This window comes from Nocardioides sp. NPDC057772, from assembly GCF_042798075.1.
GTDB lineage: Bacteria > Actinomycetota > Actinomycetes > Propionibacteriales > Nocardioidaceae > Nocardioides.
In genome coordinates this window covers 37,860-53,385 of the sequence record NZ_JBHVKN010000009.1, presented here as the reverse complement: position 1 = coordinate 53,385, position 15,526 = coordinate 37,860, and the positions used below count along the sequence as shown (strand labels likewise).

Genomic DNA, 15,526 nt, shown 5'->3' with positions numbered 1-15,526 from the left:
CTGTAGAACCACTGCACGACGGTGCGCTGGGGCGCCCAGCCGCGGAAGGTGCCGATCGTGTCGACGGACTCGACGGAGATCCGGGTCAGCTCGCCGCCGAGCTCGGCATGCTGCCGCGCCAGGAGCTGCTCGGTCTCCAGGGTGACGCCGTGGACGACGATGCGGCCGCCGGGGCGGAGGGCGGTGAGGCAGGTGTCGAGTACGCCGGGGCGGGTCGCGCCGCCGCCGATGAAGATCGCATCAGGGGCAGGAAGGCCGGCCAAAGCATCGGGGGCGCGGCCCTCGACCACTCGCAGTCCAGGCACCCCGAGGCGGGCGGCGTTGCGGGCGATCCGGGCTGCACGCTCGGGGTTGGCCTCGACCGCGGTCGTGGTGCAGGAGGGGTGCGCCCGCATCCACTCGATCCCGACCGAGCCTGCGCCGGCGCCGACGTCCCACAGGTGCGCCCCAGGAGTGGGCGCCAGCCGGGCAAGGGCGGAGGCGCGCAGGTCGCGCTTGGTCAGCTGGCCGTCGTTCTCGAAGACGTCGTCGGGAAGGCCCGCGGCCCAGCCGAAGAGTGGCGCCCCGACGCACTCGATCGCGACGATGTTGAGTCGTGGTGACTCGCCCGCCCAGGTCGAGGCAGTCCCCGTTTGTGCGCTCTCGGTCTCGGCGCCCAGCTCGCCCAGGACGGTCATGGTCGACGCCTCGAAACCGCTCGTGACCAGCAGGTTCGCGAGCTCGGCCGGGGTCGACCCGTCCGAGGAGAGGGCGAGGATCCGGCGGCCGGGGGCGAGCTCGCGAGCGACCAGCGACACGTCCCGGCCGACCAGGCTCACGGCCACGCAGGACTCGGCCGGCCAGCCCATCCGGGCGCGGGCGAGGGCGACGGAGGAGACGGCGGGCTCGATGCGTACGTTCTCCGGGCCCAGGAGCGAGATCAGGGTCGTGCCGATGCCGGAGACCAGCGGGTCGCCCGAGGCCAGCGCGACGACGGTGGCGTCGGTCGGGAGCGACCCGAGCAGCGCCGGGAGGCCCTCCCGCAGCGGCGAGGGCCAGGGCTCGCGCCGCTGGCCGGGGACGTCGGGTACGAGGTCGAGATGCCGCTTGCCGCCGAGGAGTGTCGAGGCCTCCCGGATCAGCTGCTGGTGACGTACGGGAATCTCGTCCCAACCTCCGGCACCGATGCCCACGACGACGATCATGAGGCCAGACGCTACAGTGACCGCACAGGCGTGAGGTGCCCCGACCATCCGTGTACGGGTGGGAGGGGAGAATCTGGGAAGCCGGTGAGAATCCGGCACAGGCCCGCTGCGGTATATCGAGCCCGACGAGGGACTCGACAAGTCCGAAGACCGGCCCCGCGCCTTCCCCAACAGGCAACAACTACAGGGAGCGGGAGCCTCTCCATGCCGGTGCACTACCCATTTTCTGCCGTCCTCGGCTGCCGAGCCGATGATCTCGACGACATGGGCCTCGCGCTCGTGCTCACCACGATCTCCCCGGAGATCGGCGGGGTCCTGGTCCGCGGTGAGAAGGGCACAGCGAAGTCGACGGCCGTACGCGGCCTGGCGGCCGTGCTGCCCTCGATCTCGGTCTACGCGGGGGACCGGTTCTCGATCGACCCCGACGACCCGTCCGCGGAGTCGCCGGACGGTCCCTTCGGCTCGGCCGCCGTCGTGGAGAGCCGGCCGGTACGGCTGGTCGAGCTCCCGGTGGGTGCCACCGAGGACCGCGTCGTCGGGTCGCTCCACCTGGAGAGCGCGCTGTCGCGCGGTGCGGTCGAGTTCGAGCCGGGGCTGCTCGCCCGGGCCCACCGCGGCCTGCTCTACGTCGACGAGGTCAACCTGCTCCACGACCACCTGGTCGACCTGCTGCTGGACGCGGCGGCGATGGGCCGGGTCTCGGTCGAGCGTGACGGGGTCTCGGTCGAGCACGCTGCCCGGTTCGTGCTGATCGGCACGATGAACCCCGAGGAGGGCGAGCTGCGCCCGCAGCTGCTGGACCGCTTCGGGCTCACGGTCGAGGTCGCCGCGCCCCGGGACCCGGAGCTGCGCGCCGAGGTCGTACGCCGCCGGATGGCCTTCGACCTGGACGCTCGCGCATTCGTCGAGCGCTATGTCGCCGCCGAGCGTGACCTCACCGCACGGATCTCCGCGGCTCGCGCGCTGGTCGGGAAGGTCCGGCTCACCGCGCCCGGCCTGCTCAAGATCGCCGAGGTCTGCGCCGCGTTCGAGGTCGACGGGCTGCGCGCCGACATCGTCACCGCCCGCACCGCCGTCGCCCACGCCGCCTGGGCCGGCCGCTCCGAGGTCACCCGCGAGGACATCCGCCGCGCCGCCCTGCTCGCGCTGCCGCACCGCCGCCGTCGCAACCCCTTCGACGCCCCCGGTCTCGACGAGGACCTGCTCGACCGCATCCTCGGCGACGAGGAGCTGCCGCCCGAGCCGCCGGAGGGCGGGCCTTCGGATGGCTCGGACAGCGAAGACTCTGTTGGTCGCGACACGCCTCCGCCCAGCGGCTCCGACGCCTCGACCAGCAAGGACGGTACGACCGACCAGCAACCGCCGGTCGAGCCCGCGAGCGATCAGGATTCGTCGGTCGAGCCCGCGAGCGAAGCGAGCGGTGTCGAGACCAACACGGTCGGTTCCGCACCCGAGTCCGTGACCGCCGCCGCCCCTGCGTACCGCCCCCGCCTCCTGACCGTCACCGGCCTGGGCACCGGCCGCACCGGCGGTCGGAGCAAGGCGATCGGCAGCAGCGGCCGTCGGATCGGCGCGAACACCAGCGTCCGCGGCTCGCTCCACCTCGTCGAGACGCTCAAGGCGGCGGCGGGCAAGCAGGCCGCCCGGCCGCGTACCTCGGCGAAGGTCGAGCTGCGCACCGAGGACCTGCGCACCGCGGTCCGCGAGGGCCGCGAGGCCAACCTGGTGCTCTTCTGCGTGGACGCGTCCGGCTCGATGGCCGCGCGCAAGCGGATGGCGCAGGTGAAGGCCGCGGTCCTCTCGCTGCTCCTCGATGCCTACCGGCGCCGCGACAAGGTCGGGATGATCACCTTCCGCGGTGAGGGTGCCGAGCTGGTGCTGCCGCCGACCGGATCGGTCGACCTCGCTGCGGCCCGGCTCGACGAGGTGCCCGCCGGGGGACGTACACCGCTGGCCGAGGGCCTCCTCGAGGCCGCCCGGGTGCTGCAGCGCGAGCACCTGCGTGATCCCGACCTGCGGCCGTTGCTGGTGGTGGTCACCGACGGCCGTGCCAACTCCAAGGCCCACGGGAAGGACGCGGTGCGGCGCTCGCAGCAGGCCGCGGCGTACGTCGCCGGTCTGGGCGTCACCACCGTCGTCATCGACTCCGAGAGCGGGCCGATGCGGCTCGGGCTGGCGCGCCGGCTGGCCGAACACCTGGGCGCCGAGCACGTGCCGGTCGCCGAGGTGAGCGCCGAGGCGCTGACCACCACCGTCCACGGGTTCACCGGAACCACCATGGGAAGGGGCGCTGCCTGATGCCGAAGGGACAGCCGCTGAACGTACCCGACGACGGGCTCACCACCCGCCAGCGCCGCAACCGGCCGCTGGTCATGATCCACACCGGCCCTGGCAAGGGGAAGTCGACCGCCGCCTTCGGGCTCGCGCTGCGCGGGTGGAACCAGGGCTGGCGGATCGGGGTCTTCCAGTTCGTGAAGTCGGCCAAGTGGCGCATCGGCGAGCAGACCGTGCTCGAGCGCCTCGGGAAGCTCCACGAGGAGACCGGCGAGGGCGGTCCGGTCGACTGGCACAAGATGGGCTCGGGCTGGTCCTGGAGCCGTAAGCAGGGCGCCGAGGAGGACCACGCCGCGGCCGCCGCCGAGGGCTGGGCCGAGATCAAGCGGTGCCTGGCGGACGAGCGTTACGACCTGCTCGTCCTCGACGAGTTCACCTACCCGATCAAGTGGGGCTGGGTCGACGCCGCCGAGGTGGCCTCGGTGCTCGCCGCGCGGCCGGGACGCCAGCATGTCGTGATCACCGGTCGCGACGCCGACCCGGCGCTGCTCGAGGTCGCCGACCTGGTCACCGAGATGACCAAGATCAAGCACCCGATGGACGCCGGCCAGAAGGGCCAGCGGGGCATCGAATGGTGACCCTGCCCCGGCTGGTGGTCGCCGCTCCCTCGACCGGCTCGGGGAAGACGACGATCGCCACCGGGCTGATGGCGGCGCTGCGCGCCTCCGGGACGGCGGTCAGCGGTCACAAGGTCGGCCCCGACTACATCGACCCCGGCTACCACGCGCTCGCCACCGGACGCCCGGGACGCAACCTCGATCCTCATCTGGTGGGCGAGTCCCGGGTCGTACCGCTGCTGCTGCACGGCGCCGCCGGGGCGGACGTCGCGGTCATCGAGGGCGTCATGGGCCTCTACGACGGCCGTCTCGGCACCGACGGCTTCGCCTCCACCGCGCATGTCGCCGCGCTGACCTCCTCGCCGGTCGTCCTGGTCCTCGACGTCGCCCGGATGTCCCGTTCCGCTGCCGCGATCGCGGCGGGTATGGCGGCCTTCGACCCGTCCGTACGCATCGGGGGAGTGGTGCTCAACCGCTGCTCTCCCGGGCGTAACGCCGACGAGATCCGGCGGGCTCTGGAGCAGGTCGGCCTGCCGGTGCTCGGCATGCTCCCGCGCGACGAGTCGCTCGCGTCCCCGTCGCGTCACCTGGGTCTCGTTCCCGTCGCCGAGCGCGACGAGTCGGTCGCGCTGATCGAGCGCCTGGGGGAGCAGGTCGCGGCCCACCTCGACCTGGCCGCGCTGCTCGACGTGGCCCGTTCGGCTCCCGACCTGGACGCCGAGGCGTGGGATCCGGCCACGGCCCTGGAGATGGACGCCGCGCCGGGCGGGGAGCGTCCGGTCGTCGCGGTCGCGGGCGGGAGGGCGTTCACGTTCCGCTACCCCGAGACCGAGGAGCTGCTGGAGGCGGCCGGCTGTGACGTACGCTCCTTCGACCCGCTCACCGATCCCGCGCTCCCCGAGGGCACGAGCGGGATCTACCTCGGAGGCGGGTTCCCGGAGGTGTACGCCGCCGAGCTGGCCGCCAACACGAGCCTGCTCCGCGACCTGAGGGCCGCCGTCGAGGCCGGGATCCCGACCGTCGCCGAGTGCGCCGGACTGCTCTACCTGGCCGAGTCGCTCGACGACGTCCCGATGGCCGGCGCCCTTCCCGCCCACGCCGCGATGAGCGAACGCCTCACCCTGCGCTACCCGGTGGCGGTCGCCGCCGCCGACTCCCTGCTCGCCCGCGCCGGTGAGGAGGTCACCGGCCACGAGTTCCACCGCACCACCACCTCGCCCCTGGCCGGGACCCGGGCGGCGTGGACCGTCGACGGCGCCCCGACCGGCTTCAGCAGCGACACCGTCCACGCGTCCTACCTGCATGTGCACTGGGCCGGCCATCCGCACCTCGCCCGCCGCTTCGCCGAAGCATCGCGTGCCTTAGCCGCTCGTTCGGTCGCTGGCCGAGCCGACCCCGCTGGTCGGCTCGAGACCAACACGGTCGCGACCAGCGGCTGGGACGGCGAGGTCGCGGATCCGCTGCGGCACCACGGCGACGTCGAGGTGGGCGACGGGCTGCTCGACTTCGCGGTGAACGTCTACCCGGACCCGCGGCCGGAGTGGCTGGACCAGGCCCTCCACGACTCGCTGGCCCCGACCGCCTACCCCGACGAGGAGCCGGCACGCGCGGCGCTGGCCAAGCACCACGGCCGGGATCGCGCCGAAGTGCTCCCGACGGCAGGGGCGGCGGAGGCGTTCACGCTGGTCGCACGGGCCCGAGGCTGGCGAAAGCCGGTCGTCGTGCATCCCCAGTTCACCGAGCCCCACGCGGCGCTCGAGCAGGCCGGCCACACGGTCACCGAGGTCCGCCTCCGCGCCGAGAACGGCTTCGTGCTCGACCCGGCCGCGGTCCCCGACGATGCGGACCTGGTCATCGTCGGCAACCCGACCAACCCCACCGGCGTACTCCACCCCGCCGAGACCCTCCGACAGCTCCTCCGCCCCGGCCGCCTGGTCGTGGTCGACGAAGCGTTCATGGACGCGGTGCCTGGCGAGCCCGAGACGCTCACCGCGGAGCGGGGCGAGGGGCTGCTGGCCATCCGGAGCCTGACGAAGCACTGGTCCATCCCGGGGGTACGCGCGGGCTACGTCGTCGGCGACGCCGCCGCGATCAGCGACCTCGAGGCCGTACGCACCCCATGGTCCGTCTCGGCCACCGCCGCCGCCGCGATGCTCGCCTGCGCCACCGAGCGCGCGAGCGCCGAGGCTCGTGACCGCGCCGAGCGGATCACCACCTGGCGGGACCACCTCGAGGCGGGCTTGCGAAAGCTGGGGATCGAGTACGTCCCCTCCACCGCCTCCTTCGTCCTGGCCCGCCCCGGCGCCGGGGTCCGGGAGGCCCTGCGCGAGCAGGGCATCGCCGTACGCCGGGCCGACACCTTCCCCGGGCTCGGCCCGGACTGGGTGCGGATCGCGGTGCGCCCCGAGGAGCCGACGGACCAACTCCTCACCGCCCTGCGGGAAACCAGGGGAGACCGGTGAGCCCGCGGGCGATCGGACTGTTGGCCGGCGTCGCGCTCGATCGCCTGCTCGGCGATCCGCGGCGCTACCACCCGGTCGCCGGCTTCGGCACGGTCGCGATGAAGGCGGAGCAGGCTTGGTACGCGGACGACCGCACCCGAGGCGTCCTCCACACCGCGACGCTGGTCGGGGGAGCGGTCGTCATCGGCGCTGCCGCCGAGCGACTCGCCCACGGCAGGATCGGGACGATGCTGGTGACCGCGGCCGCCACCTGGGCGGTCCTGGGCGGCCGCTCGCTGGAGCGCGAGGCGTTGGCCGTGCACGAACACCTGGACGAGGGGGACCTGCCCGCTGCGCGGCAGCGGCTCACCCACCTCGTCGGCCGTGACACCGCCGAGCTCGACGCCTCCGAGGTCTCCCGGGCCGTGATCGAGAGTGTCGCGGAGAACACCTCAGACGCGGTGGTCGCGCCGCTGGTGTGGGGAGCCGTCGCGGGCGTGCCCGGCCTCCTCGGCTACCGCGCCACCAACACCTTGGACGCGATGGTCGGCCACCACAACGACCGCTACGAGCACTTCGGCTGGGCCAGCGCGCGCCTCGACGACCTGCTCAACTTCCCCGGCTCGCGCCTGTCCGGCCTGATCACCCTGACCGCGATGCCGTCACGAGCGAGACAGGCCTGGCGGGCCTGGCGTCGCGACGCCGCCCAGCACCCGAGCCCGAACGCCGGCGTCGTCGAGGCCTCCTTCGCCGGTGCCCTCGACATCCGCCTGGGCGGCACCAACCGCTACTACGGCAACCGGGTCGAGCACCGTGCGGTGATGGGCGACGGCCGCGCCGCCACCCCCGCGGACGTCGTCGGCGCCACCACCCTGGCCCGCAAGGTCGGTATCGGCGCGGCCCTGGTCGCGGCGGCGTATGCGGCGGTCGCTCAGCGCCCGTGACGGAACGCCCGGGCCATCACCGCGGGTGGTGCCTCGGCGATGCCCGGCCCGCCGGCGCGGGTCCACTCGGCCAGCGCGTCGGTGACCTGCTCCGTGCCGGCCCGGGCGACCCAGACGGGCTTCGCCCCACGCTGCCGCCCCTCGGGTGAGGGGCCGACGACCACGACGTCTGCCCGTTCGCACGGGCCGAGGCAGTCGGCGATGCGTACGGTCGCCGACTCCCCGGCCGCCGCGTTCAGCGTGCTGAGCACGGCGGCATGGTCCACCCCGGGCGACTTCCGCTCGGTCCCGCAGCAGCAGCCGCGGCAGACCGTCAGCGTCGGCCGCCCGGCGGGGGCGCTCATCCTTCGCAGGCCTCGCAGTCCTGGCCGTTCTCGATGGCACAGACAGCGGCGTCGGTCCAGTCGTCCCAGCTCAGGTCGTCGATGGCGTCGGTGGGGGTCGGGTTCTCGTTCATGATCATGCCTCTGTCGTCGAAGTCGGTCAGTTGGTCCGGGTCTGCTTGCTGGCCTGGACGCCGGCGCGCGAGCGCAGGTAGTACAGGCTCTTGATGTTCGGGTCGAGCAGCGCGAGCTTGTGGATCTTGCTGATGTACTGCGGGGTCGCGTCGGCCTGGAAGAACAGGTTCAGCGACTGGGCCTGGTCGATGTAGACCTGGCGGTCGGACGCCCGGGCGAGCAGGATCTCTTGGTCGATCTCGTAGCCGGTCCGGAAGACCTCCTTCTCGAGGTCGTCGAGCCACGAGACGTGCTGGACCGAGCCACCGTGGTCGATGATGTCGGAGATGTGGGCCTGGTCGTAGACGCCACGCTCCTTCATCACCTCGACGAGGTTCTGGTTGGCCCGCGGCATCTCGCCGGCCGAGGTGGTCTGGTTCCAGACGTTGGCGACGTACGGCTCGATGCCCTGGCTGGTGCCGCCGACGATCACCGCGGTGCTCATCGTCGGCGCGATCGCCATCAGATGGGAGTTGCGCCGTCCGACACACCACTCCGGGATGCCCGCGACCGAGCCCATCCACCGCGAGGCGGCATCGGCACGCGACGAGATCCGCTCGAAGATGTCCTTGTTCAGCGCCGCCGCCTTGTCCGACTCGAACGGCACTCGCTGCTTCTGCAGGTAGTCGTGGTAGCCCATCACCCCGAGGCCCAGGCTGCGGGCCTTCTCGGTGTAGCGCACCGCCCGCTCCAGACCGCGGATGGTGCGCGCCTTGCGCAGGAACGCCTCGGCGACCGCGTCGAGGAAGACGGTGGCGACGTACGCGGTGTCCTGGTCCTTCCACTCGTCGTAGGTCGACAGGTTCAGCGAGGAGAGCACGCAGGTGTAGGAGTGGTCCTCGTCGCTGAACAGGGTGATCTCCGAGCACAGGTTGGAGGCCTTGTTGGCCAGTCCGTTGGCCTTGTAGGACTCGGTCTGGGCCGCGTTGACGGTGTCGACCTTCCAGATGTAGCCCTTGCCCAGCACCACCCGGATCTTCAGCACCCGCTGGTAGCGCTCCAGGGCGTCCTTGTCGCCGGCGAGCATCCGGTCGATGAAGGCCTGGCTGAAGATCCAGCCGACGTTCTTGTTGGCCGGCTCCCGGAAGATCAGGTCGGCGAGCTCGTAGAAGTCCGGGTGATCCACGGGCAGGTAGCCGGCCCAGGAGCCGCGGCGGGTGGCGCCCTGGCTGATCTGGTTGGTCATCTCCACGAAGTTGCAGAAGACCGGGACCACACCGTTGGCCTTGCCGTTGTCGCTGAACTTCGCGCCGCGGGGCCGGACGTCACCGAGGTACGCCGAGGTGCCGAACCCGTTCTGGGACAGGATCGCGGCTTCCTTGAGGGTCTCGTAGAAGCCCCAGACCGAGTCCTCGACGTAGGAGCCCTCGCACGAGACCGGCAGGCCCCGGTCGGTGCCGAGGTTCGACAGCACCGGCGTCGAGGGGGAGAGCCAGCCGTTCCAGATCGCCTCGAAGAACGGCTCTGTCCAGGAGACGCCGTCCTCACGGGGGTACATCTCGTCGGCCAGCCCGCCGGCGGTGGCCGCGATGGTCTCGTAGCGCTCGCGGACGCTCTGGTCCGCGACGGTGTACTTGGCCTTGAACATCGCGTAGCCCGCGGTGGTCATGAAGGCAGGCACGGTGCCCTCGGCCTGCAGTGCCTTGCGCTCGGCGGAGAGCGCCTCCCAGCTGGTGCTGCTCATCAGAACTCGAACTCCGTCTCGCCGATGTTGCGGTTGTATTCGTTGCCGGTGACCTGGAAGAAGTCGTGGAACTGGGTGCCGTTGATGCCGGCGTAGAACCACTCGGCGACCGGGTTGGTCTCGACCCCGAACAGCGGCTCCATCCGCATGTTCTCCAGGGTCATGTCGATGCGGGAGCGCACGAAGGCCTCCAGGTCGGTCTGCTCGATGCCGGTGATCGGACCGTCCGCGAAGAGCATCTCCACGATCCGGGCCTCGTGGGCGTAGAGGTGCTCGGCGACACCGCGGACGCGGGCGAAGAGGTCGTCGCGCTCGGCCTCGAACTTGTCGGCCGAGACGGTCGCGGCGTACTCGTCCAACGTCGTGTTGAACAGCCAGGCGCCGCCGGTGGCGTGCAGGTTCTCGTCGCGGGCGGAGAAGTTGATCCCGCTGATCACGTTCTGCAGCAGGTTCTTCCCGCCGGACTGGAAGTGCTTGAGGAAGGCGAAGTTGGAGTAGAGCACGCAGTTCTCCATCAACGTGAAGACGCTCAGCGCGTAGAGCAGGTCCTCGTCGGCGATGGCGTCCCACACGAAGGCGATCCGCTCGGCCAGCACCGGGTCGTTCTTGTAGGAGTCGTAGAACTCCTCGGTGTCGATCATCAGCGTCTTGTTGAGCTTCGCGTAGAACGGCGCGTGCATGTTCAGCTCGGCAAACGAGAAGGCGTTGGTCATCATCTGGATCTCGGGCCGCGGGAACGCGTGGAAGAGCCGGTCGCCCCACACCTCGCCGCCGAGGATCAGCTCGTAGATGGTGAACAGCTTCAGCGTCGTCTTGACCGCGGCCTGCTCGGCGTCGGTCATGTTGACCAGGAAGTCCTGCTTGTCGTTCTCGACCGGGATCTCCTCGGCCGTCCAGAAGATGCTGCGCTGCTTCTTGGCCAGCTCCTCGGCCATCGGATAGTCGAAGACGTACGCCGACTTCTCGGTGCGGATCGGTAGACCCTCGGTGTCGATCAAGCCCCATGCCCCTCGTTCACGCGGACCCGCGGCCCGCTGGATGTCTCGTGCATCCGTGCCGGGGCAGGAGAGGACGGCGTGGTACGCGCTCGATCCCCTGACCTTCCCTCGAGGTCGCGGACCCCACCAAGAGGTGGGCACTGGCAGGTCTTCGGACTCGTGGGCGTCATCGGGCTCGGTCCTACTGGCCGTCGCTTCCCAGGAGCCGGCTTGCTCCCAGTGCTTCGTGACGGCGGTCGTTCCCACTCACCGCTGCGGGGCAGTCCCGGACTCGCACCGGGTTCCCTCTTGCCTCTCCCGCCCCGTCGCCGGGATGGGAGAACCAGCTGCGGGGACCACTATATGCGGGAATTACATCAATGCAACTTCCTAGATGTTGTGCTTCGACGTGTCGTCGGCAACATGGTCGGCACGCGCCTACGGACACCGTGCTAGCCTCGGCGCCGAGTCGAACGCATCCCGATGGATGCCAGGGAACCCGGTGTGATTCCGGGACTGGCGCGCAGCGGTGAGGGTGACGACGACGCTAAGCAGCCACTGGGGCCGCGTCCCTGGGAAGGCAGCGTCGCCGGTTGAACCCGAGTCCGAAAACCTGTCGGCTCAGATGTACGTCACGGCCCTCGCGATCAGGGTCCAGAGGACTTGAGAGGCGGAGCGCCGTGGAGACGCTGGCCCGTGATGCCCGAGGTACCGCCGGCCGTGCTCGCACCGCCGGCGGAAGGCGACGGGTGCCGTTCGTGCCGCTGATCGCCGGCCTGCTGCTCGCCTCGGCGGCCAGTGTTGTGCTCTCCCTGGCCTTCGGCTCGGAGCGGATCCCCGTCGGCGAGGTCGTCACCGCGGTCGGCGACCGGATCCAGGGTGATGCCCCCGGCAGGTGGGACGTGATCGTGTGGGAGCTGCGCCTGCCGAGAGCCCTGATGGCGCTCGCCGTGGGGGCCGGACTGGCCGTGGCCGGGGCGGGTATGCAGACGCTGGTCCGCAACCCGCTCGCCGACCCGTTCCTGCTGGGCATCAGCTCCGGCGCCTCGGTGGGGGCGACCGCCGCGATCACCACCGGTGCGCTGGCCGGCCTCGGCACCTACGCGGTCTCCGGCGGTGCCCTGCTCGGGGCCGTCGGCTCGGCGATGCTGGTCTGGCTGGTGGCCACCGCGCAGGGTGGGCTGACGCCGATCCGGCTGGTGCTCTCGGGTGTGGTGCTCTCCTCGGGACTCTCCTCCATCGCCTCCTTCCTGGTCTTCATGAGCGACGATCCGCGCGCCGCCGACTCGGTGATGTTCTGGATGCTCGGCAGCGTCGGTGGCGCCAGCTGGGAGAAGCTGTGGCTGCCGGTGGCGCTCAGCCTTCTGCTGGGACTCGGGATGCTGGCTCTGCACCGCTGGCTGGACGCCCTGGCCGCCGGCCCGGAGACTGCTGCCGCGCTCGGTGTGAACGTGGCGGCGCTGCGTACGACTCTGTTCGTGGCTCTGGCCGTGCTCGTCGGGGTCCTGGTCGCGGTCAGCGGTGGGATCGGGTTCGTCGGCCTGATCGTGCCGCACGCGGCCCGGCTGCTCGTGGGCGCCCGGCACAGAGTGGTGCTGCCGGTCGCCGCCCTGGGCGGTGGGCTGTTCCTGCTCTGGGTCGACGTGCTCGCCCGGCTGGTGGCCCGCCCGCAGGAGATCCCGTTGGGGGTGGTCACCGGCGTGGTCGGCGCGCCGCTGTTCCTGCTGCTGCTCGGCCGCGGTCAGTACCGCTTCGGTAGCGAGCGATGAGCGGCGACCTGTCCCGGCCCGCGCTCCGGCTGAGCGGAGTCGCCGCCCGGCTGGGGGAGCGCGACGTGCTCCGCGACGTCGACCTGGACGTACCCGCCGGCACCCGCCTCGGGATCGTGGGCGTCAACGGGGTGGGGAAGTCGACCCTGCTGCGGATCCTGGCCGGCGTCCAGCGCCCGAGCGCCGGGACCGCCTACCTCGCCGACGACGCCGGCCGGCTCTCCGAGACGGTCCGGACCAGGTCGCGCGAGCGCGCCCGCCGGCTGGCGTACGTCCCTCAGGAGGAGGTCGCCTCCGCCGAGCTGCACGTCGGGGAGATGGTCGCGCTGGGCCGGGTGCCACGCACCCGGCCGTGGGCTCGAGGCGGACGCCAGGAACGCGAGATCGTGCGGGCGGCCCTCGACGCCGTCGGGTTGGCCGACCGCATCGACGATCCCTGCGACCGGCTCTCCGGGGGCGAGCGGCGCCGGGCGGTGATGGCTCGAGGTCTCGCTCAGGAGTGCCCGGTGATGCTCCTCGACGAACCCACCAACCAGCTCGACGTCGCCTGGCAGCTGCGCCTCCTGCAGACCGTCGCCGACCGGGTCGAGACCCTGGTGGCGACCATCCACGACCTCGATCTGGCGCTCCGCTCCTTCGACAGCCTCGCCGTCCTGGGCCGGCCGGCCGACAGCGATCCCGACACCGGCCCGGCGACCATCGTGGCCCACGGGCCGCCGGCCGAGGTGCTCGACACCATCCGCGTCGAGCACCACTTCGGCGTCGGCTCGGTCCAGGTGCCACATCCGCATCTGGACCAGCCACACCTGCTCATCCACCCTCGAAAGGACCGACCGGCATGACACAGCGTGCCCCCAGATCCGTACGCCGTCCCCACCTCGCCTGCGTCGCCGCGCTCGCGCTCGGCACGACGATCCTCACGGCCTGCGGAGCGGAGGGGACCGTCGCCGGTGACGCGGCGCGAAGCGCGATCACCGTCGAGAACTGCGGCGAGAAGCTGACCGTCGACGCGCCGGTCACCGAGCTGTACGCCTACGACGGCGGGATCATCTCGATCGCCCTGGCCGTCGGCGCCCGGGACGAGCTCGTCGCCGTCACCGGCCTGGCTCGAGACCAGCAGCTGCTCGAGCTGGCCTACCCCGACGACCGGGTCGACGAGCTCGAGATCGTGGGCGACGACCACCCGACGCTGGAGACCGTCCTGGCGCTCGACCCGCAGATGATGTTCGCGGGCTGGGGCTACGGGTTCAGCGAGTCGCGCAACCTGGTGCCGGAGATGGTGCAGGAGCGCGGCATCGAGACCTACCTGCTCAGCGAGACCTGCCGGCAGGAGGACGGGGCCCGCGGCACCATGGAGGCCTGGACGGCGCTGCGTACCGACCTGCTCAACATCGGCGAGCTGACCGGTCACAGCGCGACGGCGAAGGAGGTCGTCGCCGACATCGACGAGCGTCGCGCCGCCCTGGAGAGCGCTCCGAAGCCGGAGGAGGCGCCGACCGCGTTCCTCTTCGACTCCGGCACCGACGCGATCTTCACCTCCGGCTCCTTCGGCGGTCCGCAGGCCATCTTCGACGCCGCCGGGGTGACCAGCGCCACCGCTGACGTCGAGGACACCTGGACCGAGGTCGGCTGGGAGCGCTTCGCCGCCGCCCAGCCGGATGTCATCTACTTCGTCGACTACCCGGGGCAGTCCTACGAGGAGAAGGTCAAGGTGCTCAAGGCCAACCCGGCCTCTCGCGACCTGCCGGCGGTCAAGGAGAACAGGTTCGTGAACCTCCCCTACGCGATGTGGGTCTCGGGACCGCTCAACATCGACGCCGCCGAGTGGGTCCGGCGCTCGCTGGAGCACTTCGGTCTCGCTCCCGAGTCGGGGATCGAGCCGGAGCTGGACATCACCGAGCTGGCCGGTCTCACCGGCAACGAGTGGCTGAAGTAGCGAGCGGCGAGGCCCCCTAGGACAAGAAATGCCGGGCGGGGGTGCGGGGTGAGTCCTCGCCTCGCTACGATGCACCAACGGACATGAGGAAGCCGGTGGAAATCCGGCACAGTCGCGCTACTGTGACATCGCCTCGCGGCGGTGGAGTCAGACCCGAGTGTCCGTCCAACCCCAACGAACAGGGACGCAGGTATCCCTGAGGAGGACATATGTCGCAGCACGCTGTGGCACCGGTCGCCGGTGCTGATCTGCCCACCATCCCGTTTCGTGAGCTCGCCCCCTGGGCGCTCTTCTTCGGTCTGCTCGGCCTGCTGGTGCTCTTCTTCATCAGCGCCGACCAGGGCGCCGTCTCGATCCCGTCCGGCACCCTGATCCACGAGTGGGTCCACGACGGTCGCCATCTGCTCGGCTACCCCTGCCACTGATGAGCCCGCGTGCATTTCTCGTACGCGGCCTGCTAGCTGGTCTCCTCGCCGGCGTCGTCACCTTCTTGGTGGCGTACGCCGTCGGTGAGCCGCAGGTCGGTGCTGCCATCGCGCTGGAGGAGGCCGGCGGCGACGGGCACTCGCACTCGCATGCCGCCGAAGGCGCTGCGGGCGAGGAGGAGACCGCCGAGGTCTCCCGCGCCAACCAGAGCACCTGGGGGCTGCTGACCGGCACCCTGGCGGTCGGCATCGCGCTCGGCGGCATCGTCGGACTCGTCGCCGCGGCCACGCTGGGCCGTCTCGGACGGCTCACGCCCGGGCAGTCGACGGCGCTCGTCACCCTGATCGGGTTCGTCGCGGTCGCGCTGGTGCCGTTCCTCAAGTACCCGGCGACCCCGCCGGCCGTCGGCAGCGGCGACACCATCGGCGCACGCACCGCGGTCTACTTCGCCTTCCAGGCCCTCTCGGTCGTGGCGGCCGTGGTCGTGACCTACGCCGCGGTGCGGCTGCGCGGGCGCTTCGGCACCTACCTCGCCGTCGTCGGCGCGATCGCGGCCTACCTGGCCGTGATGATCGTCGCCGGCGAGCTGTTCCCGACCGTCAACGAGGTCGGCGACTTCCCCGCCGACACGTTGTGGTTCTTCCGTCGGGCATCCCTGATCACGCTCGCCACGATGTGGGGCGTGCTCGGAGTGGCGCTGGCCGGGCTGGTCATCAGGCTGTACGCGGCGGAGCGCGCCGTCGCGGAGCGAAAGGCCCTGGCCGCCAGCCTCTGACG

Annotated in this window: 13 protein-coding genes and 4 riboswitches; of the genes, 9 read left to right on the top strand and 4 right to left on the bottom strand. The window is 71.4% G+C overall.

What is annotated here, in order from left to right; all coding sequences use genetic code 11:
* Positions 1-1,184, bottom strand: a 1,184-nt coding sequence (gene cbiE, locus ACFVJS_RS03410; protein WP_378877477.1) for a precorrin-6y C5,15-methyltransferase (decarboxylating) subunit CbiE, incomplete at its 3' end; no start/stop codon positions are given.
* Between the two features lie 16 nt (positions 1,185-1,200).
* A riboswitch (cobalamin riboswitch) is annotated at positions 1,201-1,358 on the top strand.
* Positions 1,359-1,388: 30 nt separating this feature from the next.
* Between cbiE and ACFVJS_RS03405 the strand changes: the two genes are divergently transcribed.
* Genes ACFVJS_RS03405 through ACFVJS_RS03390 form a run of 4 tightly spaced genes read left to right on the top strand, consistent with a single transcriptional unit; the run spans position 1,389 to position 7,460 of the window.
* Complete coding sequence (locus ACFVJS_RS03405) at positions 1,389-3,482, top strand: VWA domain-containing protein (protein ID WP_378877475.1); 2,094 nt, start codon at positions 1,389-1,391, stop codon at positions 3,480-3,482.
* Positions 3,482-4,096 (top strand): cob(I)yrinic acid a,c-diamide adenosyltransferase, encoded by a 615-nt coding sequence (cobO, locus tag ACFVJS_RS03400; protein WP_378877473.1) that lies wholly within the window; start codon positions 3,482-3,484, stop codon positions 4,094-4,096. The genes ACFVJS_RS03405 and cobO overlap by 1 nt, the downstream gene beginning before the upstream one ends.
* Entirely contained in the window at positions 4,090-6,537 is a 2,448-nt protein-coding gene (locus ACFVJS_RS03395; protein WP_378877471.1) for a cobyrinate a,c-diamide synthase, read from the top strand. The genes cobO and ACFVJS_RS03395 overlap by 7 nt, the downstream gene beginning before the upstream one ends.
* Positions 6,534-7,460 (top strand): cobalamin biosynthesis protein, encoded by a 927-nt coding sequence (locus ACFVJS_RS03390; protein WP_378877469.1) that lies wholly within the window; start codon positions 6,534-6,536, stop codon positions 7,458-7,460. The genes ACFVJS_RS03395 and ACFVJS_RS03390 overlap by 4 nt, the downstream gene beginning before the upstream one ends.
* On the opposite strand, the gene ACFVJS_RS03385 is transcribed toward ACFVJS_RS03390, so the two are convergent.
* The 3 genes from ACFVJS_RS03385 to ACFVJS_RS03375 all read right to left on the bottom strand — a co-directional run bounded on the left by ACFVJS_RS03385 (position 7,448) and on the right by ACFVJS_RS03375 (position 10,639).
* Positions 7,448-7,804 carry a (2Fe-2S) ferredoxin domain-containing protein gene (locus ACFVJS_RS03385; RefSeq protein WP_378877467.1) on the bottom strand — a complete coding sequence of 119 codons (357 nt, stop codon included), beginning with the start codon at positions 7,802-7,804 and terminating at the stop codon, positions 7,448-7,450. The two genes, ACFVJS_RS03390 and ACFVJS_RS03385, sit on opposite strands and share 13 nt — an antisense overlap.
* Positions 7,805-7,943: 139 nt before the next feature.
* Positions 7,944-9,641, bottom strand: a complete 1,698-nt coding sequence (locus ACFVJS_RS03380; RefSeq protein WP_378877465.1) for a ribonucleotide reductase N-terminal alpha domain-containing protein — start codon at positions 9,639-9,641, stop codon at positions 7,944-7,946.
* Positions 9,641-10,639: a ribonucleotide-diphosphate reductase subunit beta gene (locus ACFVJS_RS03375; protein ID WP_378877463.1), complete on the bottom strand. Its 999-nt coding sequence runs from the start codon at positions 10,637-10,639 to the stop codon at positions 9,641-9,643. Before ACFVJS_RS03375 ends, ACFVJS_RS03380 begins: the two co-directional genes overlap by 1 nt.
* 124 nt (positions 10,640-10,763) lie before the next feature.
* Positions 10,764-10,981, bottom strand: a riboswitch (cobalamin riboswitch).
* 90 nt (positions 10,982-11,071) lie between these two features.
* Positions 11,072-11,254, top strand: a riboswitch (cobalamin riboswitch).
* A 113-nt stretch (positions 11,255-11,367) separates the two neighbouring features.
* Here ACFVJS_RS03375 and ACFVJS_RS03370 point away from each other — a divergent pair.
* From ACFVJS_RS03370 to ACFVJS_RS03350, 5 genes are all read left to right on the top strand, one after another.
* On the top strand, positions 11,368-12,387 hold the full coding sequence (locus ACFVJS_RS03370) for a FecCD family ABC transporter permease (RefSeq protein WP_378877479.1): 1,020 nt from the start codon (positions 11,368-11,370) through the stop codon (positions 12,385-12,387).
* Complete coding sequence (locus ACFVJS_RS03365) at positions 12,384-13,229, top strand: ABC transporter ATP-binding protein (protein WP_378877461.1); 846 nt, start codon at positions 12,384-12,386, stop codon at positions 13,227-13,229. Before ACFVJS_RS03370 ends, ACFVJS_RS03365 begins: the two co-directional genes overlap by 4 nt.
* Positions 13,226-14,323 (top strand): ABC transporter substrate-binding protein, encoded by a 1,098-nt coding sequence (locus ACFVJS_RS03360; RefSeq protein ID WP_378877459.1) that lies wholly within the window; start codon positions 13,226-13,228, stop codon positions 14,321-14,323. Before ACFVJS_RS03365 ends, ACFVJS_RS03360 begins: the two co-directional genes overlap by 4 nt.
* An 87-nt stretch (positions 14,324-14,410) precedes the next feature.
* A riboswitch (cobalamin riboswitch) is annotated at positions 14,411-14,476 on the top strand.
* 56 nt (positions 14,477-14,532) lie between these two features.
* Positions 14,533-14,748 carry a CbtB-domain containing protein gene (locus ACFVJS_RS03355; RefSeq protein WP_378877457.1) on the top strand — a complete coding sequence of 72 codons (216 nt, stop codon included), beginning with the start codon at positions 14,533-14,535 and terminating at the stop codon, positions 14,746-14,748.
* A complete protein-coding gene (locus ACFVJS_RS03350) occupies positions 14,748-15,524 on the top strand; it encodes a CbtA family protein (protein ID WP_378877455.1) in 777 nt (258 codons plus the stop codon). The genes ACFVJS_RS03355 and ACFVJS_RS03350 overlap by 1 nt, the downstream gene beginning before the upstream one ends.
* The last annotated feature ends 2 nt before the right edge of the window (positions 15,525-15,526 follow it).